The sequence below is a fragment of the Domibacillus sp. 8LH genome (assembly GCF_038806185.1).
In the GTDB taxonomy this organism is placed as follows: Bacteria; Bacillota; Bacilli; order Bacillales; family Domibacillaceae; genus Domibacillus; species Domibacillus indicus_A.
In genome coordinates, this window is the sequence record NZ_JAVJNG010000005.1 from 23042 (window position 1) to 46145 (window position 23104).

General features: G+C 38.6%; 23 protein-coding genes and 5 pseudogenes. 8 read left to right on the forward strand and 20 right to left on the reverse strand.

From position 1 onward, the window contains the following. Positions 1-54: 54 nt before the first annotated feature. On the reverse strand, positions 55-177 hold the full coding sequence (locus tag RG959_RS09475) for an isochorismatase family protein (protein ID WP_342797013.1): 123 nt from the start codon (positions 175-177) through the stop codon (positions 55-57). A gap of 547 nt (positions 178-724) precedes the next feature. Further along, positions 725-1321: an SIR2 family NAD-dependent protein deacylase gene (locus tag RG959_RS09480; RefSeq protein WP_342796889.1), complete on the reverse strand. Its 597-nt coding sequence runs from the start codon at positions 1319-1321 to the stop codon at positions 725-727. A 209-nt stretch (positions 1322-1530) separates the two neighbouring features. Here RG959_RS09480 and RG959_RS09485 point away from each other — a divergent pair, with 209 nt between their 5' ends. Beyond that, the gene (locus RG959_RS09485; protein WP_342796890.1) at positions 1531-1872 is read left to right on the forward strand and encodes a winged helix-turn-helix transcriptional regulator; all 342 of its coding nucleotides are present in this window, start codon (positions 1531-1533) and stop codon (positions 1870-1872) included. Between the two features lie 312 nt (positions 1873-2184). Here RG959_RS09485 and RG959_RS25580 read toward each other — a convergent pair. The 4 genes and pseudogenes from RG959_RS25580 to RG959_RS09495 form a co-directional block, all read right to left on the reverse strand. Further along, positions 2185-2277: pseudogene (locus RG959_RS25580) on the reverse strand (RNA-guided endonuclease InsQ/TnpB family protein); the annotation flags it as partial. Between the two features lie 34 nt (positions 2278-2311). Next, positions 2312-2419 (reverse strand): zinc ribbon domain-containing protein, encoded by a 108-nt coding sequence (locus RG959_RS25585; protein ID WP_483298872.1) that lies wholly within the window; start codon positions 2417-2419, stop codon positions 2312-2314. Between the two features lie 123 nt (positions 2420-2542). Continuing rightward, positions 2543-2647, reverse strand: coding sequence for a helix-turn-helix domain-containing protein (locus RG959_RS25145; protein ID WP_369335178.1), 105 nt, complete (start codon positions 2645-2647; stop codon positions 2543-2545). A 261-nt stretch (positions 2648-2908) separates the two neighbouring features. Further along, the gene (locus RG959_RS09495; RefSeq protein ID WP_342796891.1) at positions 2909-3352 is read right to left on the reverse strand and encodes an Lrp/AsnC family transcriptional regulator; all 444 of its coding nucleotides are present in this window, start codon (positions 3350-3352) and stop codon (positions 2909-2911) included. Between the two features lie 120 nt (positions 3353-3472). Between RG959_RS09495 and RG959_RS09500 the strand changes: the two genes are divergently transcribed. Continuing rightward, positions 3473-4009: a cysteine hydrolase family protein gene (locus RG959_RS09500; protein WP_342796892.1), complete on the forward strand. Its 537-nt coding sequence runs from the start codon at positions 3473-3475 to the stop codon at positions 4007-4009. A 1385-nt stretch (positions 4010-5394) separates the two neighbouring features. Here RG959_RS09500 and RG959_RS09505 read toward each other — a convergent pair. Continuing rightward, a pseudogene (locus RG959_RS09505) lies at positions 5395-5574 on the reverse strand (IS110 family RNA-guided transposase); the annotation flags it as partial. A 283-nt stretch (positions 5575-5857) separates the two neighbouring features. On the opposite strand from RG959_RS09505, the pseudogene RG959_RS09510 reads away from it, so the two are divergent. Beyond that, a pseudogene (locus RG959_RS09510) lies at positions 5858-6965 on the forward strand (transposase). 144 nt (positions 6966-7109) lie between these two features. Here the strand turns inward: RG959_RS09510 and RG959_RS09515 are convergent. From RG959_RS09515 to nadE, 9 genes and pseudogenes are all read right to left on the reverse strand, one after another. Next, positions 7110-7883, reverse strand: a complete 774-nt coding sequence (locus RG959_RS09515; protein ID WP_342797014.1) for an MBL fold metallo-hydrolase — start codon at positions 7881-7883, stop codon at positions 7110-7112. A 225-nt stretch (positions 7884-8108) separates the two neighbouring features. Further along, a pseudogene (locus RG959_RS09520) lies at positions 8109-8364 on the reverse strand (Hsp33 family molecular chaperone HslO); the annotation flags it as partial. Between the two features lie 34 nt (positions 8365-8398). Next, on the reverse strand, positions 8399-8617 hold the full coding sequence (locus tag RG959_RS09525; RefSeq protein WP_342796893.1) for a DUF896 domain-containing protein: 219 nt from the start codon (positions 8615-8617) through the stop codon (positions 8399-8401). Between the two features lie 30 nt (positions 8618-8647). Beyond that, positions 8648-9190 carry a cysteine hydrolase family protein gene (locus tag RG959_RS09530; RefSeq protein WP_342796894.1) on the reverse strand — a complete coding sequence of 181 codons (543 nt, stop codon included), beginning with the start codon at positions 9188-9190 and terminating at the stop codon, positions 8648-8650. Positions 9191-9249: 59 nt separating this feature from the next. Next, complete coding sequence (locus tag RG959_RS09535) at positions 9250-10713, reverse strand: nicotinate phosphoribosyltransferase (protein ID WP_342796895.1); 1464 nt, start codon at positions 10711-10713, stop codon at positions 9250-9252. A gap of 59 nt (positions 10714-10772) precedes the next feature. Then, a complete protein-coding gene (locus tag RG959_RS09540; protein WP_342796896.1) occupies positions 10773-11351 on the reverse strand; it encodes an HD domain-containing protein in 579 nt (192 codons plus the stop codon). 37 nt (positions 11352-11388) lie between these two features. Further along, on the reverse strand, positions 11389-12234 hold the full coding sequence (locus RG959_RS09545) for an SIR2 family NAD-dependent protein deacylase (protein WP_342796897.1): 846 nt from the start codon (positions 12232-12234) through the stop codon (positions 11389-11391). 108 nt (positions 12235-12342) lie between these two features. Then, entirely contained in the window at positions 12343-13194 is an 852-nt protein-coding gene (locus RG959_RS09550) for an SIR2 family NAD-dependent protein deacylase (protein ID WP_342796898.1), read from the reverse strand. A 189-nt stretch (positions 13195-13383) separates the two neighbouring features. Beyond that, positions 13384-13806 (reverse strand): annotated as a pseudogene (gene nadE, locus RG959_RS09555) (NAD(+) synthase); the annotation flags it as partial. Positions 13807-14049: 243 nt separating this feature from the next. Between nadE and RG959_RS09560 the strand changes: the two are divergent. The 3 genes from RG959_RS09560 (at position 14050) to RG959_RS09570 (ending at position 16442) form a co-directional block, all read left to right on the forward strand. Then, a complete protein-coding gene (locus RG959_RS09560) occupies positions 14050-14385 on the forward strand; it encodes a winged helix-turn-helix transcriptional regulator (RefSeq protein ID WP_342796899.1) in 336 nt (111 codons plus the stop codon). Between the two features lie 382 nt (positions 14386-14767). Further along, entirely contained in the window at positions 14768-15220 is a 453-nt protein-coding gene (locus RG959_RS09565) for a MarR family winged helix-turn-helix transcriptional regulator (protein WP_342796900.1), read from the forward strand. A 40-nt stretch (positions 15221-15260) separates the two neighbouring features. Continuing rightward, entirely contained in the window at positions 15261-16442 is a 1182-nt protein-coding gene (locus RG959_RS09570) for an MFS transporter (RefSeq protein WP_342796901.1), read from the forward strand. Positions 16443-16838: 396 nt separating this feature from the next. Here the strand turns inward: RG959_RS09570 and RG959_RS09575 are convergent, their stop codons facing one another. Beyond that, positions 16839-17279 carry an Lrp/AsnC family transcriptional regulator gene (locus RG959_RS09575; RefSeq protein WP_342796902.1) on the reverse strand — a complete coding sequence of 147 codons (441 nt, stop codon included), beginning with the start codon at positions 17277-17279 and terminating at the stop codon, positions 16839-16841. Between the two features lie 121 nt (positions 17280-17400). Here RG959_RS09575 and RG959_RS09580 point away from each other — a divergent pair, with 121 nt between their 5' ends. After that, entirely contained in the window at positions 17401-17964 is a 564-nt protein-coding gene (locus RG959_RS09580; RefSeq protein ID WP_342796903.1) for a cysteine hydrolase family protein, read from the forward strand. A gap of 294 nt (positions 17965-18258) precedes the next feature. Here the strand turns inward: RG959_RS09580 and RG959_RS09585 are convergent, their stop codons facing one another. Next, positions 18259-18399 (reverse strand): hypothetical protein, encoded by a 141-nt coding sequence (locus RG959_RS09585; RefSeq protein ID WP_342796904.1) that lies wholly within the window; start codon positions 18397-18399, stop codon positions 18259-18261. A gap of 313 nt (positions 18400-18712) precedes the next feature. On the opposite strand from RG959_RS09585, the gene RG959_RS09590 reads away from it, so the two are divergent. Continuing rightward, positions 18713-19474 (forward strand): MBL fold metallo-hydrolase, encoded by a 762-nt coding sequence (locus RG959_RS09590; RefSeq protein WP_342796905.1) that lies wholly within the window; start codon positions 18713-18715, stop codon positions 19472-19474. A gap of 664 nt (positions 19475-20138) precedes the next feature. Here the strand turns inward: RG959_RS09590 and RG959_RS09595 are convergent. Together RG959_RS09595 and RG959_RS09600 are read right to left on the reverse strand one after the other, a co-directional pair. After that, a complete protein-coding gene (locus RG959_RS09595; protein ID WP_342796906.1) occupies positions 20139-21536 on the reverse strand; it encodes an MFS transporter in 1398 nt (465 codons plus the stop codon). A 112-nt stretch (positions 21537-21648) separates the two neighbouring features. Continuing rightward, positions 21649-23076 (reverse strand): glycoside hydrolase family 1 protein, encoded by a 1428-nt coding sequence (locus RG959_RS09600; protein ID WP_342796907.1) that lies wholly within the window; start codon positions 23074-23076, stop codon positions 21649-21651. Positions 23077-23104 lie beyond the last annotated feature (28 nt).

Genomic DNA, 23104 nt, shown 5'->3' on the forward strand with positions numbered 1-23104 from the left:
CACCTCGTTTATGGATTGCTGTTTTGAATCCTTCTGCGTCTGCTCCTGCAACTGTTAAAAAGTCACAAATATCCGTACTACCCCAACAGTATGAACCTTTTCTACCCCTAAATTCCTTAAAGTTTCAGCTAAATCTGTTTTAAAGAATGCATTATAGTTCGTTTTAGGAGTATAAATTAACTTCTCACTATCTTTATTTCTTTGAAACCAGCCATGTAATTATCCGTACAACTGTTGCCCTTCTGTACCTACAATATTATGTGGTGTCCATAATTCAAAATGCGGGTCATTTGGTTGATGTGCATCCATCTCCTCATCACTCAGACCTTTTTGATGTCCGATGAGGAGTGCCAGCAACAGCACGCGAGCGCAATGGGCTTTCGTATGCCATTCACTATCCGGCAGCCAAAACTCTACGTTAAATATTAATACCTTTCGAAATGGCGAGGCCATTACTTGCACCGATTACAATACTGTCAGCTTTCTTGATTTTGCTTAAAACTTCTTGATACTTCTTTTCCATATGAACCTCCATTATTTCAAAAGTTTCGATAAATCTATTTTGTTTATTGAATTCGTGTAATGCGAAGCCGGATCTCTCAGTATTTATCCAATATCCGAATCTCTTTTTCCCTTCCCGTCCAAGGCATCTTGTAAGACACGTGCAATATCTTCTTTAATGGCAAGTCCTTTTTCACTTAACTCTTGAGGAACGATCGCATCTTTAGGATTTATTGTAATGTAGTAGGCATCCGGAAAACTGTATCCATGGTTCCATTTCCTGGCCGCATTTTGAACATACTGGAATTAACTCTGTTGGAATTCTGGTTCCATCAATGTTTGCATACATGGTCTCAACTTGGTCTTTATTAAAATAAATTTGATCATGGCAACGAGAGCCACATTGAAAATAACGTAAATCCCCTTGAATTGGGGAAACTTTCACTTCAGGGAAAGTCTTGGAAAACTGTGTGTCTTGATTCGTTGTAACAATGAAATAGTTTTTGTCTTGAAGTAGTTGCAATAAATCAAGGTAGGGACGACCGGCTTCGGCATCATGTATTAACTTCATTTCAGTTGCAAGATAAGCCCACCGTTCTTCTCTTGTAGAAAAACGGTAGTAAAAGCCCTCAAAAAGGTTTTTAATACTATAATTATCTGCAAATTTTCCAAAATGCTTCAGAAAATTTTCATCAGTATGATAAAAACTGTATCCGATAGCCTTAGACATCCCCGCAACGCCACCAACCACAATCGCCTCAGCTTCTTCGATTTTCTTTAGTAATGTGTCTATGTTGTCTTGATATTGTTGTGATAACATACTTTATTTATCCTCTTAACGATTTTTCTTCATAAGTGAAAATCATTACCTTATATAGCACCCCCTCTAAACAATTATTTGAATCCAGAGATGTATATTTTTCCTCACGTTCGAAGCCTCCTTTACTTGGAGCTGAATGTATTATATAGTCGATATATATCTATAAACAAGTATGCACTTTTATGACGCATACTATCTAGGAGGATAGCATGGATATGAAAACTTCTAAGGTTAATGTTGCTGGCAATCAAGAGCCTTTTTTTAACTACACCCTTTCCATTATTAATGGGAAATGGAAACTATTAATTATTTACTATTTATCAAAATTCAATACAGTGCGCTATAATGAACTTCAGCGTATGCTAGGGAAGATAACCTATAAAACTCTCAGTTCTACATTAAAGGATATGCAGAATGATGATTTAATTCATCGCAAGGAATATCCACAAATTCCCCCAAAGGTCGAATATAGTCTTACTGAAAAAGGGCAAAGTCTTTGGCCTATTATCCAAGAAATGTGTCAATGGGGTGAGCATAATAGTAAAAAATAAAAGAGAGAAAATGCAGATATTCTACATTAATGAGGTGGTTATGAAGAATTATATGCCTAGTTTTATATCAAATTCGCCGAAGTGAATTTACGTCCAGATTTTCATCGAGCTCGCTTAGTGAACCTCTCCAACTAGTTGCTGCGCAATTTGATGAAGCATCTCTATCAGAGACATAAAAAAACACGCTCTAACTTCATTGATTTTCCTGCTTCATCAATTTCTGCCCTATTCTTCCGAACAGGGTCTTATATCATCTCTATAGAAGTTGTTTTATACTGTTCGGGCGGGCCTCGACCTACATTTGTAAAGGAATTATATTGCCGGGATGAGCCCTATCTGGACCAGCCCGGCTTTTTCAATGTTTAAGGCGGCATTATGGTCGCGGTCCAGCACAAGACCGCAATCCGGACAGGCATGCGTCCGGACAGAAAGGGATTTTTTACCCTTTTCTGCATTCCGAACAGTCCTGGGTGGTGAAGCGCGGCTTCACTTTGACCAGCTGGCCGCCATTGCACTCGCACTTATACGCCAGAAACTGGCGGAACATTCCCCCTAGCCTGTCTATTGTTTTCTGAAGAGGCTGGGAAGGACCTTTTTTAAGATATGGATGGTGTTTCTTGGATAAGGTTAACAGGGAACTGAGGTTAGATTTAGTTAGGTTTTTCTTGTTCTATTGATAGGCCCTTTGTCTATCAAGAAAAGCGGAGTTATACTGCTGGCGGCAAAGGTTGACCCATGAATGAAGAGGGCTTTTTTGTTCCTCATTCAGAAAAATTTCAAAGCGTTAATTCGATATAATTCCAAAACACCTAGTATTTAACAAACGTAGTATACCAAAAAGGAAACAAATGTTTCAAATACTAAGTAAGAAACACAAAAAAGCGGCCATTCATCTTCTACTCATTGCGAAGCAATTTGAAGGAATCTTCTGGCCGGTAATGCGATAAAGAAAAACGTAACATCTTAAAAAATTAGCATTTGGAATGAAACAAGATGACTGAAAATACACTATCCTCTGGAGGAATAAACCTATTTATCATATTTTGTCAGTCAATAGACTACGTTGTTTAATCTCTTGTATTGATAAATACAAACTATAATTCCCGAAATCGAGAATCTTATTAAGAAAAAGATTTAATTTCTCCTGAGAATTAACTTTTATTTTTAAATGGTAACATCCTTCTCCTGATATTCGATGAGCTTCAACTACCTCATTTCGCTCATTAATAAAACGTATAAACGAATCATGGTTTGCTGTTTTCATATAAATAACGACAAACGCTGTGTAAGAAAGTCCTAATTTCATCTCATCGACTATTAGAGAGTAGGCTTTAATCACACCATTATCCTCGAGCTTTTTAATACGATTCCCCACCGCCTGTCCCGTCATATGAATTTGTTCACCTAAGTCTTTCCATTGAATACGTGAATTTTCGGATAGTAACCGAAGGATCTGAAAATCAATGTTATCAAGTTCCATAATAAATTTCTTTCACCACGAAATGATTTGATATAAAAGTGTTTCATCAAAGCATCGATAAGAATTAAGATATTGTTTATCGCTATATTTGCAATAAAAATTTTTAATGAGATGGATAAAATGAGTACAGCTTTAATCATTGTTGATATACAAAATGACTATTTTCTAAATGGAAAGATGGAGTTAAGCAATCCTGATAAGGCAGCCGCTAATGCTGCTAAAGTTCTTGATTGGTTTAGACAAAATAACAAAGATAATATTTTTCATGTTCAGCATATCGCAGGCAGTCTAGAGTTAGGCTTCTTTCTTCCAAATACAGAGGGAGCTGAACTACATGAAACTGTTCTACCATTAGAACACGAAAACCTTATCGTAAAAAATTTCCCTAACAGCTTTTTAAAGACTGATTTAGAAAGCAAATTAAGAGAAAAAGGTGTAACCAAGGTAGTGGTTGTAGGTATGATGACGCATATGTGTATTGATGCAACAGTCAGAGCTGCAGTGGATCTAGGCTTCGAAACTACACTTATTGAAGATGCATGTGCGACAAGAGACATGTCGGTTGTGCCAGCTGAACAGGTTCATTATGCGTTTGTCAGTGCACTTAAAAGTATGTACGCCAATGTCATTTCGACTGAGGATTTTCTGCAACAATAAGCTAACAAAACATTGAAGACAACTAAAGAGCCTGGCGAATTTCTCAAAGGCTTTGGCTTGCAGACAAAGGTTTCAATTTGAAAATAGTGTCTGCAAGCTTTTTCTTATTATTAGTCAACAGATTATACTTACTTCCATCGATAATTAAAAGGCTTGTCTTCCTGAGAAATGAGAATAGGATTTAAATCCTTCCTTTAGGTATAATAAATAATTTAGCATACCTTGCAATTTGTTTTATTAGGTTGTTCGTTTAATTAGTGAGTTTTTCTATTTTAAAATGAGAATGCCATTTGTGAAGCTCTCACCTAAATCAAAGATTTTGATGGAGCATCCCTTATCTTGAACATGGTACAGCATCAGCTGGTTAAGCTTCCTCCGGAAACCCGAGTGCATAATGGAGACTAATGAACGAAGACAAGACCCGGGATGTTCTTATTGCCAGCTCGGGAACTTTTACCTGAAGTGACAACCATTTCGTTTCCGAAGTGGCTTTTTGAAAAGCTCGAATGAAATAACGGGTTTCGATATTATAAGAAGCTGACAAATACGGATAATAGACTTTGCCTGTAAAAAACGTGGTAAGGTCTTTTTCCAGTTCTATTCCACTGCCTTAAGTACAGAAAATTAAAAAGAAGTTTTCGAACAAAGAATTAACATCGCACTCTGGATTGAGTCAATAATTTGGGCACAAAAAAGTTAAGTCTTAAGCGGTTCTTCTAATCTGATACTTCATGGCTTGGGCTTTTCTGACTTAATAATTCAATAAAATCCAAAGAAATCTAAATGATAAAGGTTTCCTCTAAAATAACGCCTCGTAGTAAAACCTGCTATCTCTTGTTAGGCTTCCATTAAGAAGGATTGAAATGTCTATTATACAAGTGACATTTATTTATCTTCTTAAAGCTATGTAGTAGCGAGTTTCTTCTATTCCGGAAGCCCAGCATCCGTGCAAAGATTTAGGGAAATGGTACTTATTGTTTGGGCACTAATGATACTTTCATCTACACAAAGGGGTTTTATACAAATTGGACTATTCCATTGAAATAGGCAAGTGCAACATGAAAGGCTAATTTAGTTTTCTCCTGTCGTTAGGCTGGGTTTTAAAGTTCTTAAATTAAATAATATTTATAGGGTTTATTAAGCAGCTGACCCTTTTGTTGCTTTTAACAATATATTTTAATACTTTTAAACCTTTTAAACTTTTAGGAAGCCGAAATCCATTGATACATAAGGGTTTTTTAAGCCTATATGTGGACAATTCCGGTTTGAATATGGATGGATTCGGTTTTAGTATGGATAATTTCGGTTTGAAATGCGGACAATTTCGATTTCAGGACTTTTATTGTTATTTTAGCTGAGCTAACCATACTTATTTTTGATTTTTAATATGGAATGTGAGGCTGTTCTCCATTATTATCAATTAGTCCCTTAATTCTTTCCTGCAGCTCTTCAAAATCAGGCCGGGAATGCCTGATTTCACCTTCAAATATGCATTTTTCCTCATGGTTATACAGCACCATATAACTTCTTCCCATACTGACATCAAACGCAATTACATGCTTCATCTACATCCTCCTAACCGAGCGTTGAAGCCATTTAGCTTACACTTATCTATTCCCATTTCTCATACACGATCTCAAAGGATCCAACATACTTAAACCTGATTCAGATAAGGTAAGTGAAGGAGGCCCGTTTTGTATACGGATTCTAGATCCTAAAAGCCTGTCGGCCTCCAGCTTCACTTCTACTATATAAAAAATAGCAGTGCAAACCAATGCCTTGGTCTGCACTGCTAATCTTAGTATGTTTTGTATAATGAACCTATCAAAATCTTGTGGGGGAATTTGTATGTTATCAAAACGTCTGGAGAACCGGCGGAACCAGATAGAGGTTATCGCGCTCGACCAGCTTGTGCCGGCTGACCATCTGGTCCGCAAAATCGAGGCGGCGATCGACTTCGATTTTATTTATCCATTGGTGGAAGATATGTATTCAACTGACAACGGCCGGCCAAGTGTGGACCCTGTCGTATTGATTAAAATGGTGCTAGTCCAGTACCTATTTGGCATCCGCTCCATGCGCCAGACGATTAAGGAGATTGAAACTAACGTGGCGTACCGCTGGTTTCTTGGGTATGGATTTTCGGAGAAAATTCCTCATTTCTCTACCTTCGGTAAAAACTATGTTCGCCGTTTTAAAGATACTGACCTGTTCGAACAGATCTTTTACCGGATTCTGAAAGAAGCGATGGCGAAAGGATTCGTCGATCCATCCGTTGCTTTTATCGATTCGACGCATGTCAAAGCGAGTGCTAATAAAAAGAAATTCAATAAGAAAGTGGTACGTGTTGAAGCACGCAGCTACCAATCGCAGCTTGAGGAAGAGATCACTGTAGATCGTGAGGAACATGGAAAAAAGCCGCTTCCCCCACAGGAAAAGGAAGAGACGAAGGAAATCAAGGCGAGCACGACTGATCCAGACAGCGGCTACTATGTGAAAGATGAAAGGGAGAAAAGCTTTGCCTACTCCTTTCATACCGCCTGTGATGCCAACGGATTTGTCCTTGCCTCCCGAGGAACAGGTGCTTTTTTATCGGACCACTACCCGGGAAGGGTACAGGCAGTATGCTTCTGATCCAAAGCAATGTAAAGACTGCCCGCTTCTCTCCATGTGTACTCAGAGCCAGAATCATATGAAGCTGGTTTACCGGCATGTATGGGAACACTATCATGAGGAAGCGGATCACCTGCGCCATACGGTGCAGAATAAATATGTGTATGCAAAGCGCAAAGAAACGATTGAGCGGGTCTTTGCGGATGCTAAAGAGAAGCATGGCATGCGATGGACAACCCTCAGGGGACTGGGGAAATTATCCATGCAGGCGATGCTTACTTTCGCTGCCATGAACCTTAAAAAGCTGGCCTGCTGGTCTTGGAAACCAGTGCAGCCAGCTTGAATAGGGCTGTTCAAATGCATAAAAAAAGACAAAGCGGCCTCAAATCGGAGATTTGAGAATCACTTTGTCTACAGTCTGAGAGACCCTTCAAGGGTCTCTTGCCATACAAATTAAAATTTACTACACGTTTTTTCTGTTTTCACCTTAAAATGAGTAAGATTCACCATCATCTGGCACTAATACATTAGACTCGATTCCTTTTTCGCTGATAAAGTTCTTTAATTCTTCTCTGGACAATCCCCAATGGTTAACTGCTTCCATATGACTAACAATGATGGTAGCTTCAGGAGCAGCCTCGTATACTTCATATATGTCTTCTTTCCCCATAATAAGAGGGCGAGTAGGCCCACCTTCAGTAAATTGGTTTTCGCCACCATTTAACAAAATAACTTCTGGTTTGTAGGTATCGATATTCTCTTGTACTTTTTCATACCAGACGGTATCACCAGCTAAATACACTGTTTTTTCTTCAGTGTGTTCGAAGACAATCCCCATCACATTTCCCATGAGCTTTGCCGTTTCTCCATATCCGTGACGACCATCAACTTCAGTAAGTTCAACTCCATTAAAGTCTATACCTACTTCTTCTTCCATGACTTCAACATTCGTGAACCCTGATTCTTTGGCTAATTTAGCATCCTGTTCATCTTGCATAAACATCTTAATGTCTTTAGGCAACTGGTCTTTTGCCGCTTGGTCAAAGTGATCCTCATGTGTATGAGTTATGATGACAGCATCTACCCCATCAAGAACCTCATCAACGGACATTGGTAATTCAACTATTGGATTCCGATCATCTCTTTCGGCAGGAAGGAAAGGATCAAATTCACCTTTTTTTGATAACATCGGATCAACCAAGAACTTTTGCCCACCGTATTCTACAGTTAATGTAGCATTTCGGATTTGTTGGATATTCATTTCCTGTTCTTGTTTTTCTTGTTTAGCTGTATCCTTCTCTTCTACGTTCTCCTGCGAGCTACCGCAAGCAGCTAATATGGCGCTCATCAGAAGCCCTGTCGCCGTAAGACTCAATTTCTTTTTAAGATTCTTCATATTAATAAAACCTCATTTCTTAAATTTAATAATTATTTTTCATTTAAATACACAACATAATGAAACGAATTGTCTCTTCTTCTGTGTTCACATCGGCTGAATAATAAAACCACCAGCAGCTTGAATCGTAAAGTCCGGATTACTAGTACACATACAGCAACAGAGGGGGGGACTTGTTCTGAATGCAGTAGGTAAGAGGTAAAATCCTCACTGTTTTCACCCGATACAATGGGAACCAGGCAAAACAGCCCTGGATGTGCATGGGAAATGAAACATAACCTCTCGCTTCCCCCTTGGCATTTGCATCAACCAGGATGGACCCTATTAATCCGCCGCCATTCATTTTTTTCACTTTAATCGCCCATTCTTTATATATGCTTTTATTCTTTTGTATTTAAATTTCGGACTTTTTCGGGTGTTACATCATTCCCAATTGGATCCAACACCTTCATTTTTGAGAAAGTATTGAGCACTTGTCCACGTATTGCATGTAAATAATCTTCTCGAAGCACCTGTTGCTCGACTTTTTCTGCATTTGTTAACCCTTCTTCACGCTGCTTTTTCGCTAATTTATTAATTCGTTGTAACAAGTCCAACATGTTTTTTCACCGCCCTAATTGATTTTGAATTTATTCAATAATTTGAGTATGGAAGCAGCGTTTCATATGGTTCAGCATTGTTTCTCCAAGATCAGTAAATGTGGCAACCCCTCTTTTATGAATGACTGTTTTGAATCCTTCTGCGTCTGCTCCTGCAACTGTTAAAAAGTCACAAATATCCGTCGTTACCCCAACAGTATGGACCTTTTCTACTCCTAAACTTCTTAACGTTTCAGCCAGATTTGTTTGAAAGAATGCATTATAGTTCGTTTTAGGCATATAAATTAATCTTTCATTATCTTTATTGTGTTGAAACCAATCATATAAATCTCCGTACAATTGTTGCCCTTCTGTACCTACAATATTATGTGGTGGCCATAATTCAAAATGCGGGTCATTTGGTTGGTGTGCATCCATTGATACGACAACTACATTTCCCTCTGCTAAAAAACTTGTTGCCAAATCCTTAATATAGGGCACTATTTCTTGTGCTGGCTTACCAACAGTTAATGTTCCGTTATCAGCAACAAAATCATTACTCATATCAACAATTAACAAAGCTTCTTTTGCCATTTTAATTCAACTCCCATAAGTGAGTTTTTTGAAATTACACTTCTTCTAGATGTTTTCCCCTATACAGGGACAGCATTTCGGGTGTGTTTTTTTGCTTCCTCAATGTTTTTCATTTTGTTGTCCCAACAAGCCTGACTTAGATCCACAGGATATTCCGCTGGATTTAATGAACGTTTGTATTCGTCCCATAAAAGGCCTAGTTGTTGCCTGGCATAGGATTGAATCTCTTGGATTGAAGGACATTCATACACAAGTGTGCCATGGTCGAAAATATCTTCGTGCAAGTCTTTGGCTGTAAAATTGGTGACAAAATTTCCAATGTACGTATGCACAGGGTGAAACATATGAAGTTTTGATTCTTTTTCTGGTTGTTCGTTGGCTAAGGCGATATAATCCCCTTCTGATTTTTTCGTAAGATTATTGATAATACGATATACCTTTTTTAAGCCTGGTGTTGTGACTTTTTCAGGGCTTGCAGAAATTTTGATCGTGTCACGCATCTGTCCGTTGTCATCTTCAATGGAGACCAGTTTGTACACAGCACCCAAAGCTGGTTGATCGTAGGCAGTGATGGCTTTGGTACCAACTCCCCATACATCTATTTTCGCTCCTTGTGCGTTTAAGCTCATAATCGTATATTCATCAAGATCATTCGAAGCAAAAATTTTAGCGTCGACAAATCCTGCTTGATCTAATAACTTTCTTGCTTCTTTGGAGAGGTAAGCCAAATCTCCACTATCTAAGCGAATGCCTATAAAATTTATCTTGTCGCCTAGTTCTTTGGCAACTTTGATTGCCGTAGGAACACCTGATTTTAAAGTGTCATAGGTATCCACTAAGAAGACACAATCTTTGTGACTTTTTGCATATTTATGGAAAGCAGTGTATTCATCTTGATACGCTTGAACAAAGGAATGTGCATGTGTTCCTGAAACAGGAAGCCCAAATCGTTTTCCTGCTCGAACATTGCTTGTGCTAGAGAACCCACCAATATAAGCAGCTCTTGTCCCCCATAAGGCGGCATCGAATTCATGTGCGCGTCTTGATCCAAACTCTGAGACGGGTTGATCACCTGCAACTTGTTTAATTCGAGAAGCTTTGGTTGCAATGAGTGTTTGATAGTTCACGATATTCAACAATGCCGTCTCGATGAGTTGCGCTTCGATTAACGGTGCTTCGATACGAAGAATGGGTTCGTTGCCAAATACAACTTCCCCTTCTTTCATGGCACGAACCGTCCCTGTAAAACGTACAGTTCGTAAGAAGTCAACATAGTCTTCTTGATAACCAAGTTCTTTTAAATACTCCAAATCGCTTTCAGAAAAATAAAACGTTTGGAGATAATCAATGATTCGTTCCAACCCGGCAAAAATCGCATACCCATTTCCAAACGGCAATTTCCGAAAATACAAATCAAAAACAGCTTTTTTTATATGAATGTTATCTTCCCAATAAGCTTTCGCCATATTAATTTGGTACAAGTCCGTGTGTAAGGCGAAGCTATCATCTATATATTTGTTCATCACACTTTCCTCCTAAGCTTGTAAAATATGATCGGACTTGCTCATGATTAGCAGGTTTTTCACGTATTCGTTTCACTACTTTTACGTAAAACTTCTTTAGCAAAGTCAACAAGTTGACGTGCTTCTTCGGTCCGAAGAAAATTCACATCCAAACCATCAGGACCTAGACGGAAGCGATCCAGTGCGTCAGCATCCTTGAAAATCTGATACAGCAGCACGGCCCTTTCAGTTAAACCAGATGACTTTTTAATTTTTGACAAACCAAGCGAATCATCTTGGTCATGGTAATAGGTGATGTAGTAGGTTTGCTCATCATAGGGTAAATCGTGCTCACGGCAATAATCCTTATAATACGCTCCAGCGCGACCGCCATGTCCCTTGTCAATCCCATCATCAAGACGACGGGAATCGTGGAATACAGCTGCCATTCCAAGTGCATCCTTTTCCTCATTACTCAGACCTTTTTGATGTCCGATGAGGAGTGCCAGTAACAGTACGCGGGCGCAATGGGCTTTCGTATGCCATTCACTCTCGGGAAGCCAAAACTCTACATTTTTCTCCATGAATGCATACCATCGTTCATAAGGTTCTTTGATTGGTTGGCAGATAGGATCATTCAGAATATTTGATAGAAACATCTTGCACTCTCTCCTTTTTTCAATACGTTGTATCAGCTTATTTCATCTGTACTAATTGCTGTAACACTTCCGCGATATCGCCGTCGATACCAATGGATTTATCAGTAATGACATCTGGAATATAAAGCTCTCTCCCCTTATTAAAGGTAATATAGGTAGCATTTTCTTCCGAGTTAGTCAAATTCATAAACGGGGCTTTAATCAATTGATTTCTTGCTCCTACGCCTAATTCCAGTAAGACTATTTTTTTGCCATGAGCATTATCGATAAAATCCTGATAAGCCTGAAAGCTGGCTTGCCATGCCTCACCTCTTAGAAAATTCCGATCGACTTCGACATGGACCTGCATGGGGCCACCACATTCTGGGCATTTAGGAATAAGGTTTGAAGGAACTTTTCCATTTTCTTGGTTTCGGGCCATTTCGCTCAATATTTCGTCGCCTTGGTAAATTTGATTATGGCAACCATTAGAACATTGCAAATACCGACTATTACCCTCTATTTCAAAAAGGCGTTCCTTTGGAAATCCTGCCAGTGTAAAATGAGAATCTGTATTAGAGGTAACCACAAAATAGTTTTTATTCTTCACCAGTTCATAAAGGTTCTTCATAACAGGACTGACTTCCTTGTTGTTTAAAAAGTAGGCGTACATACGGCTGAAAAATGCCCACTTTTCTTCTTCGGAAGGATATGGATAAAAAGCTCCCTGTAGGATGCTGCGAAAACCGTATTTTTTTCGAAAATCACCAAAGTGTTCCAAGAAAGACAAATCCTCTGCGAAAATATTAATACCTCCCGAAATGGCGAGGCCGTTACTTGCTCCAATTACAATGCTGTCAGCATTCTTGATTTTGCTTAAAACTTCTTGATACTTCTCTTTCATATGACCCTCCATTATTTCTAAAATTTCGATGAATCTATTTTGCTTAATGAATGCGTGTAATGCGAAGCCGGATTGCCGAGTACTTATCCAATATCCAAATCTCTTTTTTTAATTCTCGTTCAAAGCATCTTGTAAGACACGTGCAATATCTTCTTTAATGGCAAGTCCTTTTTCACTTAACTCTTGAGGAACGATCGCATCTTTAGGATTTATTGTAATGTAGTAGGCATTCGGAAAACTGTAAGTCATATTCCAAAACGGCTCTTTAATAAACATCGGTGTCATTGTTCCAACGCCTAATTCCAAGAAGAGAATCTTTTTATCTTTGTTTTCGATAAGATACTCATTGTATTTTCTTAATTCATTTCTGTAAGAGCTTCCTTCCAGAAATACATAAGAGCGCACCCATGGTTCCATTTCGTGCCCGCATTTTGGACATACTGGAATTAGCTCTGTTGGAATTCTGGTTCCATCTATGTTTGCATACATGTTCTCAACTTGCTCTTTATTAAAATAAACCTGATCATGGCAACGGGAGCCACATTGAAAATAACGCATATCCCCTTGAATTGGGGAAACTTTATCATCAGGGAAAGTCTTGGAAAACTGTGCGTCTTGATTCGTTGTAACAATGAAATAATTTTTGCCTTGAAGTAGTTGCAATAAATCAAGGTAAGGGCGACCGGCTTCGGCATCATGTAAAAATTTGATTTCAGTAGCAAGAAAAGCCCACCGTTCTTCTCTTGTAGAAAAACGATAATAAAAGCCATCAAAAAGGTTTTTAATACCATATTTATCTGCAAATTCCCCAAAATGCTTCAGAAAATTTTCATCAGTATGATAAAAACTGTGTCCGATAGCCTCAGACATCCCAGCAGCGCCACCTACCACAATTGCCTCAGCTTCTTGGATTTTCTTTAGTAATGTGTCTATGTTATCTTGATATTGTTGTGTTAACATCTTTTATTTGTCTCCTTTACTTTGATTTAAATATAATATACAGCAAGTATAAACCATTAAATAAGTATGAACTTTTTTTACATATACTATCAACAAGGATAGTATATTTATAATAAAATCCAAAAATAAGGTTGCTGACAGCCGATTATTGGTTCAATAAAATAACCTCCTATACGGAGCGGCTTCCCTTCAAACAAATGCTTCCTTCCACCAAGTATCAAATGGAGTTACGGGCAACTCCCGCTTATGCTTTATTATTTCAAATCGTTTTTCAATATTCGCCTTAACACTAGCTTCCACTTCGTTTCCCAATAAATATTGATCAAGAACATCGTATTCAATACCTAGTTCCGTATCGTCCGATTGCAGAGGTTTGTGATCGCGCAAGTCTACTGTTGGAGTCTTAAGGTAAAGTTGCTCGGGAGCATGAAGCTCCTTCAAGAGATCACGTCCTTGACCTTTGGTGAGGCCAGTTAAAGGAATGATATCGGCCCCCCCCGTCGCCGAATTTCGTGAAGAATCCTGTTACTGCCTCGGCTGCATGATCTGCTGCTCCCCAGCAATCGCATATTGTGCAACCATACGCATTCTGGCTTTAACATTCCCCTTGTGATTTTACTCTTAAATGAATTGCCTTACTTTTTGCTGATCATCGGCAATCAATTCCATTTTTTGTGCCAACAAGTTTATCTTATATCCCCCTCACAAATACCGATTGTAAAATCGAGAGGCGGAATATATTTTTATGTTTTGAGACATGCTTTACTTGAACCTGAACGTATTATATAGTTGGTATAGATACACAAACAAGTATGCACTTTTCAGACGCATACTATCCAGGAGGGTAGTACACTTATGAAAACATCCAAAGTTAATGTCGCTGACAACGAAGAAACTTTTTTTGGCTACACACTTTCTATTATCAACGGTAAATGGAAACTGCTCGTTATTTACTATTTATCAAAACATGGGGCAGTACGTTATAATGAACTTCGGCGCATGATCGGTAAAATAACCTATAGAACACTCAGCTCTACCTTAAAGGATATGGAGAGTGATGGCTTAGTTCATCGTAAGGAATATCCACAAATCCCCCCAAAGGTCGAATATAGCCTTACTGAAAAAGGGCAAACTCTCTGGCCTATTATTCAGGAAATGTGCCAATGGGGAGAGTATAATAAAGAACGCTAAAGGGAGATAACTGGATATTTTGTATAGATTGCTGGGATATAACTAGTCAAAAAGAAAAAATGGTTCCAATCATCGTTATTTGATGATAGGAACCATTTTTATTTGGATTATTTCCACTGTCTCTTGGTGAATTCCGTTCCCGTAAGGAAGCAGCTTGATCAGAAGAAACACTTTAGCTTCCCGGTTTATCCTACCTACACATTTTTTCAGGATGACATCCATGATGCATAACAAGACCTTTTTATATTTTTCATATAACCAAATGAACCATCTAGACGTTCTTTGTGAAATGAAAAAAATATTGACATAAAATGCGTTAGCATATAAGATACATTTCGTTAGTTAAGTTCAGTTTGCTTAACTGAAGTAGAAGGAGGATATTATGCTTTCAAATTATCAAAAAATGTTTAAAGAACTGATTGTCGTTTTTAGTGAATATTACTTAAATTATCTTTTGTACAATAAAAACGCACAAAAGTTCAATGCTTATAATTTAACAGCACAGCAAGATACGCTTTTATTTTTTGTGAAGGACAATCCACGTATCACAGCAAATGAAATCGCCAAGAAATTCGCGATTTCTAAAAGTGCTGTGAGCCAAGTATTATCAAAGCTCGAAGCACAAAACTTTATCAAACGTGAGGCTAATCCAAATAATCATCGCGAGTTTTTCATCGTATTAGCAAAGGAAGGTCTCGCTTATCAGGCATTAAGCGAAGAAGCAGACAAAGAATTTATGACGAAGCACTTCGCTGACATCGATTTAGAACAATTGCAAAATGTATTACAAACAATGAAGAAAGTGAATGCATCCATTTCATCCTCCAACAAATAGGACCATGAATTGTTTGACAATTAAGTAGGGGAATTCAATTATGAATCGAAAAGAGAAAGTGTCTATTGCACTTGCATTATCTAGTTTATTTATTGCTTTTGTGGGGATGGGACTTGCCGCACCAGTTATGCCATCGATTGCGAAGGATCTAAGATTAAGTGGTGCCGTTGTCGGTTACTTGTTCGCTGCGATGGCCTTTGCGCAGTTTCTGGCTTCCCCATTTACAGGTGTATGGGTCGATTCAATCGGCCGTAAAAAAATGATGGTCATCGGTCTTTTGTTATTTTCATTTTCAGAGGCACTGTTTGGCTTTGCAAATGAAACGTGGCTATTATTTGTGAGCCGTCTACTTGGCGGTGTAGGTGCCGCCTTCATTATGCCAGCTGTTGTTACGTATATTGCCGATAAAACGACGCTAGCAAATCGTGCAAAAGCGTTAGGCTACCAATCGGCTGCGATTAGTTTAGGATTTATAATTGGACCAGGAATTGGCGGATTTATTGCAGAGTTTGGGATACGCGCACCGTTCTTCTTTGCTGCTGCCATTTCATTGATTACTGCCATTGTTATTTCCCTTGTATTAGACGATTCGATTTCAACAGAGCAACTACAAAAAAATCGTGCATCCGCTGTACAACCAGAGTTTATTCAGGAGTTTAAAAAATCTTTTCATCCACAGTACTTCTCACCACTACTGATCGTGTTCGTACTAGCGTTTGGACTGGCCGTTTATGAAATGATGTTTAGCTTATTCGTCGATGAAAAGTTGGGCTTTACGATCCGTGATATTTCGATCATTATTACGGTCGGCTCAATCGCTGGAGTTGTCGCTCAAATTTTATTCTTTGATAGGCTGGTCAATGTAATTGGCGAACGAATGCTGATTAATTTAACCTTACTATCTTCTGCTATTTTCATCTTTATTACGATTTTAATAGACGGTTACTGGACGATGACTGTCATTACGAGCATTGTATTCTTCTCTGGTGATATTTTACGCCCTGCTGTGACATCCTTTTTATCAAAAATCGCTGGAGAAAACCAAGGGTATATTGCGGGTATGAATTCTGCTTACACAAGCTTCGGTATCATACTAGGACCAATTATTGGCGGTATTTTATTTGATATCAACATCAATATGCCGTATGCATTTGCCGCAGTTGTGCTTGTCATCGCGTTTGTTATTTCAAGTACAAAATTAAAGAAGCCTCACCTCAATTAAACCTGCTTAAAAATTCGCTATCTCATTAGGTAGTGAATTTTTATTTTATATTCAAATTAGTGCGAAGTGCACTTATGCATAAAATAATATGTACTTTCATTTTATTGAACGATGGAATAAAAACTCTATCTAGCACCAATGAAGGAAAATTAAATGTAGAAAACACTATATTTAGGGGCTGCTGAACGAGGCTTACCCCTCATCGTGTAGTTCCAATATCTTTCGATAATGAATCAGACAAAAAAACCTCCTGTATAAGCAATGTCACACCAATAGGTGTGCACACTAATTATACAAAAGGTATGTAGTGGTAAAAAGTCTGTCATTAGCCGGTACATTTGTTGTCATTGACTGGTAAAAACACAGGTGGTACATTTCACTGGCCGTGATCATTTATCATGTAGCAGTCAACGGATTTTGTTGTTTAATCTCTTGTATCGATAAATGTACATTATAATTCCCATACTCAAGAATTTTATCCAGAAAAAGATTCAAATGTTCTTGCGAGTTAACTTTAATTTTTAAATGGTAACAGCCTTCTCCCGATACTCGGTGAACTTCCACTACCTCATTTCGATCATTCATGAATCGTATAAACGAATCATGGTTTGGTGTTTTCAAGTAAATAATGATAAACGCTGTATAAGAAAGCCCTAATTTCATTTCATCGACGATTAGAGAGTAGGCTTTAATCACACCATTATCCTCGAGCTTTTTAATACGATTCCCCACCGCCTGTCCCGTCATATGAATTTGTTCACCTAAGTCTTTCCATTGTATGCGTGAATTTTCGGAGAGTAACCGAAGTATTTGAAAATCAATATTATCAAGTTCCATAATAAACTCCTTTCACCATGAAATTATTTTGTTTAAAAACGTTTCGTCAACTTATCGATAAAATACCACATACGGTATATGATTGTAATGTAACAAAATACATTAAACAAGGTGGAGAATTATGAGCACAGCTCTAATTATTGTAGATATTCAAAACGACTATTTCCAAAATGGAAGAATGGAATTAGTTAATCCAGATAAAGCGGCTGCGAATGCTGCTAAAGTGCTTGAACATTTTAGAAAGAACAACAATGATAACATTTTTCACGTCCAGCATATCGCAGGTGATCCATCATTAGGATTCTTCCTTCCGGATACAGAGGGTGCTGAAATACATGAAACGGTACAACCATTGGAAAAAGAAAGCATTATCATCAAACATTTCGCTAACAGCTTTTTAAAGACTGAATTAGAAAGCAAATTAAAAGAAAAAGGTATAACCAAGGTAGTGGTTGTAGGTATGATGACGCATATGTGTATCGATGCGACAGTCAGAGCTGCAGTGGATCTAGGCTATGAAACTACACTTATTGAAGATGCATGTGCGACACGAGAATTATCTTATCAAGATCAAGTCGTTCCAGCAGAACAAGTCCATTTTGCGTTTGTCGGCGCGCTTAACGGTATGTATTGCGCTGTAACTTCGACCGAGGATTTCCTACGACAAGAAGCTGACAAATCATAAAGAACAATTAAATGTAAAAGGCTGTCCAGATATTATTTTTTCTGGATAGTCTTTATTCATTACGCTTTATTTGGTTGTTCGACATAAGCATTCCCCATCTGATAAAAGATCGAGAAGCCCTGTTTTTGGATCCATGACAAGACCATGTACAGGAATTGTTTTTGCTATTAATGGGTGATTACGGACAACATCACAACTCTTTAACACACTTTAATTGAGAAATCCCATGAGTCATAATAAATGTAAACTGAACGAAGTACTGCTTGTCTTTTAAAACAAGAGAACATTTCGCATTCAATCTTTATTCGAATAAAACTCCACATCTTTTGCTGCTAATCCTTTTTCAACATTTTCCATCAGGTCCGTTGTGTATGCTTTAAAGTCAAAGCTTTTTCGTTTGATGTTAATCATGACAAACCTAATCATACTTCTCATGCCTTTACCTCCTGCTCGTCCGATTAGTCTCTATTTATCTCTTATAGGTGTAAAAAGTATACATATTATTCCTTGTAGATTGGATAGTGTTAATGGGGGGAGGTACACCTATCTCCTTTAAAACGGAACCAAGAAATCCATATCATACAACTCAAACTCATTTTGGATCTTTGCCTAATATCAGATCAAGTGCTGCATCTATCCAATCGAGACTTTCTAAACCGGCGATTTTGTATAAAAATGCCCGACCTTGACAATAGTATAGAATATACATTGTTCAAAGGAAATTTCAAAGAAGAGGAGTTAATTTAATATGAATATAGAACTAATTCGAAACGCTACACTCGTTGTTCAATATGCAAGTAAAAAGTTTTTAGTTGACCCATTTTTAGCGGATAAGGGGACTCTTCCTCCTTTTCCTTCATTAAGACAAAACAACTCAAATAATCCATTAGTTAGTTTGCCAATATCTATTGACGACATCATTCATAATGTTGATGCTGTTATTGTCACTCATCTACATTATGACCACTGGGATGATGCTGCTAAAGAAGCGCTGCCAAAAGAGATTAAAATATTTACCCAAAATGAAGAAGATGCGACTGAAATTCGAAATGCAGGCTTCCAAAATATAGAGGTTTTACAAGAGAATACAGTCTTTGAAGGAATCCAATTAATTAAAACAAAAGGCGAGCATGGAAGAGGAGAAATCCTAAAAGTTACTGGTGTAGTGTGCGGCGTTGTCTTCAAACACTCAAATGAGAAAACTTTATATGTAGCCGGAGACACTGTTTGGTATGAGGCTGTTCAGGAAGTAATTGAAACACACAAACCAGAAATCATTGTTGTCAACGGTGGGGATGTTCAACTCTCTGAAGGTGGCCCTCTAATTATGGGGAAAGATGACATTTATGAAGTTTATAAAGCTGCACCTAACGCAAAAGTTATTTCTGTCCATATGGAAGCTGTTAACCATTGGACACTATCCAAAGAAGAATTAAAAAACTTTAGTAAAGAAAAAGGATTTTCAAGTAATATTTTAGTACCAGAAGATGGTGAATCCTATACATTTTAGTATGAACACCGACAGATATTGTCTAGTTCCTATTTAAAAATAAGAAATAGAAGAAGCTCATAATTATCAAAATTTTAATTGGGAGCTTCTTCTAATGACGAATATTATTAACTGTAAATATATCGCCAATCCTCCATATGGAGAAATATCCTAATACGACAAAACAACATGAAAAGCTACAAGGATATTTCGATAGGAGGTAGAGTTCAAAACAATGACAGCAAAAGAAACAAATACATCAACACAGCAGCCTATATATGTGGAGTTAGTATAGTTTCATGGACACAGTTTAATTAAGTCCTTACAATTATTTTGAGAGGATGTGTCCGAAATGGAACGTAAACCTGCAAGATAATAAATACGCGGCTTCTTTTTGTTGGTGACGTATCCGTGCTGGATCTTACGCCAAATGTAGTCTGAAAACTCTCTCTCGTAGGGCCGATATTCCATGCACAGGTTCATCTTGCCTTGTGTACCCTTATGTTCATTAAGATCTTATGTCTCGATTGGCCGACAACATGTCAATCATGTGACGCAGAGGAAGAACGATGCCGCTGTTTCATGTATTCGATAGTGGTTTAGACAAATAGGAAAACAAAACAACCTCTAGCGTGTTCTTTTGAGAATAAGCTGGAGGTTTGTTTGGTCTAGAGTTCTTTTAATATTATTTCGTGTGGCGAATGAAACGCAGGAACCTTCCCCTTTGTTTTTCGCTTTTCCCAATATACAAAATGCCTGACAAGACAACAACGGATACACCTGCCAGGATGACTGCGAGCCAGTTTTGGTTGTAGTCGTTTATGCCTGTTGCAAACATCAGTCCGAACAAGCTGGAGGCGAGAATGTTTCCGATAAACCGTGACGTTAAAAATAAGCCGGATGCTGTTCCGCTTTCTGCTACAGGGACAAAGGAATACAAAAGCGTTTGTAAGCCAATGTTCAATATACCATTGCTCAGCCCAATGATAGATAAAATAACCGCGATCCAAAGCAGCGAAGATTCTTTATTTATTGTTAACAACAAAAGAACCCCGCCAATTCCGATGAACGCGCCTGCAAGCAGCGGCTTTAAGTGACCTGATTGTTCAATCCAGCGTGTAGCAATCGGCGTGATCACCATAGCGAATACAGAGAGAGACAGCATCATGAGTCCGGTTTCTTTTGCATCAAGCGTCAATGCTGCGTTCATATACAATGGCATGGAGAGAAGCATAGAGAAAAAGATGAGTGTAGCAAAAGAATACAAGATATAGATCAATGAGATGTTCGGGTGATTTTTTAAAAAAAGCACATCAATAAACGGTTTTTCTTTCTTTTTTTCAACCTTGTAAAAAACGATCGTGAGTACGATGCAGATTACAAGCAGCCACACATTTACTTCTGTTTTAATAGTTTGCAGCCAGTAGATCCAAAGCGAAATACACAAGCTGAACAACAAAATGCCGGCTCCGTCCCATTTAAATGTTGTCTCTGTTTGCTGCACGTCAGCCGGAATAAAAAAAAGACCTAATAGAGCAGAAACAATAATAATAGGAAAGTTCACATAAAAAATGACATGCCAGCTGCCCCAACCGATTAAGAGGCCGCTAATGGTCGGTCCAAAAGCAGCCGAAGTTGTCGCAAACACAGACAGCAAGCCAATCACACCGTTTTGATTTTCTTTAATATAGGCGCGGACAATGCCCATTCCCGCTGGATACAAGGCTGACGTTCCAATCGCTTGAATGGATCGCATCAGCAGCAAGGAGAGCATATTTTGAGAAAAGGGAGCCACAAATGAAGAAATGCTGACTAATAAGAGGCCTGCAATAAAGATTTTTTTCCTTCCGTATACGTCACTTATTTTTCCGAGGAGTGGTAAAAAAACCGCACACACAACAAAGTAAGAAGCAATGAGCCACGTAATATCTTTTGATGTAAGCGCGAATTCCTGCTGAATGTCTGGCAATGCCACTGTAATCATAGAAGTATTTAAAGGGTTCAACATGACGGCTAGTATAATAGATGCAACTAAAAAATTCGGTTTTTTCACCGCAGTCAGACTTTCCGTTTCGGATGCCATAAATAACAAATCCTTTCTATATGGAAAAGGATGCCCACTCGGACACCCTGCATTTGGCGCGATACAATCATCCTGTGACTGATTGTGAGGAAAAAGAGTCGTCTTGTCCGGCTTACACCGTCCGTTTGTCAGCTATTGAATACGACAAATTTTCTCCATTTGACTCAATCACCTGCTTGTACCAGTAAAACGAATCTTTTTTGATTCGCTGAAACGTTCCGTTGCCATTGTCATCGACGTCGATGTAAACAAATCCGTACCGCTTTTTCATTTCTCCTGTGCTGGCCGCAATAATATCAATAGGTCCCCACATCATATAGCCCATCAGCGGAATGCCATCGATATCAATTGCTTTTTCCATTTCCTGAATGTGCTCTCTAACATAATCGATCCGGTACGAATCATGAATGCTGCCGTCTTCTTCTATATGATCCACTGCGCCTAACCCATTTTCAACGACCATAAGCGGTAATTGATAGCGGTCATATAACACATTTAATAAATAGCGGAGTCCGGACGGGTCGACCGGCCACCCCCAGTCACTTTTTTGTAAAAAGGGATTATCGTAGCCCGTTTTCACACCATTTAATCCACTAAATTCTACTGGAGTGTTTTTGCCGACAACATGGGTTAAGTAGTAGCTAAAGGACAGAAAATCCACTGTCCCTTTTTTCAGTTCTTCCAAATCTCCTTCTTGAATGGGCAACTCGATGCCTTCCCGTTCAAATTCTTTTCGTTTGTAAGCTGGATAATAGCCGCGGCATTGAACGTCACAGTAAAACAGCATATTGTGCATAAAGTCATTTGTTGCCTGAACATCCTCTGGGTCCGGGCTGGCCGGATAAGCGACATGACCGTTGTACATCATGCCTACTTTGTTGTCAGCATCTATCTCATGCGCCAGCTGGACCGCTTTTGCACTTGCTAAAAATTGATGATATGCCGCTGTCATCCGCACCTGCTTATCATTCGAATCAATTCCTGCAGCCATCCATGGCTTTGTTGACAGCACGTTGATTTCATTGAATGTCAGCCAATACGTCACTTTTCCTTTATACCGTTGAAAGACCGATTGGCAATAATTCATAAAAAAGTCGACTACTTTCCGGTTTTGCCATGAGCCATATTTCAGCAGTCCAAGTGGTGTTTCAAAATGAGACAATGTTACGATCGGTTCGATGCCATACTGCCGGCACGTGTCAAAAACTCGGTCATAATGCTCCAGGCCTGCTTCGTTTGGTTCCGATTCGTCTCCATTTGGGAAAATTCTGGACCAGGCAATTGACAGCCGGTAGCTTTTAAATCCCATTTCCGCAAACAGAGCAATGTCCTCTTCAAAACGGTGATAATGGTCCACTGCTTGATGGCTTGGATAATAGTTACCTTCAATGATCGTTTCCGTGATCTCCCGAGGCACCCCATGAACGCCTGCTGTCATAACATCAGCCGTACTTAAGCCTTTCCCCTCCTCTACATAAGCGCCTTCACATTGATTTGCTGCCGTTGCGCCACCCCACAAAAAGTCTTTTGGAAAACCCATTTTATCTGCTCCTTTTCGTTAAGTGATT

Coding starts and splice junctions, on each gene's coding strand:
- RG959_RS09550 (WP_342796898.1), bottom strand. CDS start 13,194: ATGTTAACACAACAATATCAAGATAACATAGACACATTACTAAAGAAA.
- RG959_RS09595 (WP_342796906.1), bottom strand. CDS start 21,536: ATGGCATCCGAAACGGAAAGTCTGACTGCGGTGAAAAAACCGAATTTT.
- RG959_RS09565 (WP_342796900.1), top strand. CDS start 14,768: ATGCTTTCAAATTATCAAAAAATGTTTAAAGAACTGATTGTCGTTTTT.
- RG959_RS09560 (WP_342796899.1), top strand. CDS start 14,050: ATGAAAACATCCAAAGTTAATGTCGCTGACAACGAAGAAACTTTTTTT.
- RG959_RS09540 (WP_342796896.1), bottom strand. CDS start 11,351: ATGTTTCTATCAAATATTCTGAATGATCCTATCTGCCAACCAATCAAA.
- RG959_RS09580 (WP_342796903.1), top strand. CDS start 17,401: ATGAGCACAGCTCTAATTATTGTAGATATTCAAAACGACTATTTCCAA.
- RG959_RS09480 (WP_342796889.1), bottom strand. CDS start 1,321: ATGTTATCACAACAATATCAAGACAACATAGACACATTACTAAAGAAA.
- RG959_RS09600 (WP_342796907.1), bottom strand. CDS start 23,076: ATGGGTTTTCCAAAAGACTTTTTGTGGGGTGGCGCAACGGCAGCAAAT.
- RG959_RS09530 (WP_342796894.1), bottom strand. CDS start 9,190: ATGGCAAAAGAAGCTTTGTTAATTGTTGATATGAGTAATGATTTTGTT.
- RG959_RS09585 (WP_342796904.1), bottom strand. CDS start 18,399: ATGAGAAGTATGATTAGGTTTGTCATGATTAACATCAAACGAAAAAGC.
- RG959_RS09535 (WP_342796895.1), bottom strand. CDS start 10,713: ATGAACAAATATATAGATGATAGCTTCGCCTTACACACGGACTTGTAC.
- RG959_RS09495 (WP_342796891.1), bottom strand. CDS start 3,352: ATGGAACTTGATAACATTGATTTTCAGATCCTTCGGTTACTATCCGAA.
- RG959_RS25585 (WP_483298872.1), bottom strand. CDS start 2,419: ATGTTCCGCCAGTTTCTGGCGTATAAGTGCGAGTGCAATGGCGGCCAG.
- RG959_RS09570 (WP_342796901.1), top strand. CDS start 15,261: ATGAATCGAAAAGAGAAAGTGTCTATTGCACTTGCATTATCTAGTTTA.
- RG959_RS09515 (WP_342797014.1), bottom strand. CDS start 7,883: ATGAATATCCAACAAATCCGAAATGCTACATTAACTGTAGAATACGGT.
- RG959_RS09575 (WP_342796902.1), bottom strand. CDS start 17,279: ATGGAACTTGATAATATTGATTTTCAAATACTTCGGTTACTCTCCGAA.
- RG959_RS09485 (WP_342796890.1), top strand. CDS start 1,531: ATGGATATGAAAACTTCTAAGGTTAATGTTGCTGGCAATCAAGAGCCT.
- RG959_RS09590 (WP_342796905.1), top strand. CDS start 18,713: ATGAATATAGAACTAATTCGAAACGCTACACTCGTTGTTCAATATGCA.
- RG959_RS09525 (WP_342796893.1), bottom strand. CDS start 8,617: ATGTTGGACTTGTTACAACGAATTAATAAATTAGCGAAAAAGCAGCGT.
- RG959_RS09545 (WP_342796897.1), bottom strand. CDS start 12,234: ATGAAAGAGAAGTATCAAGAAGTTTTAAGCAAAATCAAGAATGCTGAC.
- RG959_RS09500 (WP_342796892.1), top strand. CDS start 3,473: ATGAGTACAGCTTTAATCATTGTTGATATACAAAATGACTATTTTCTA.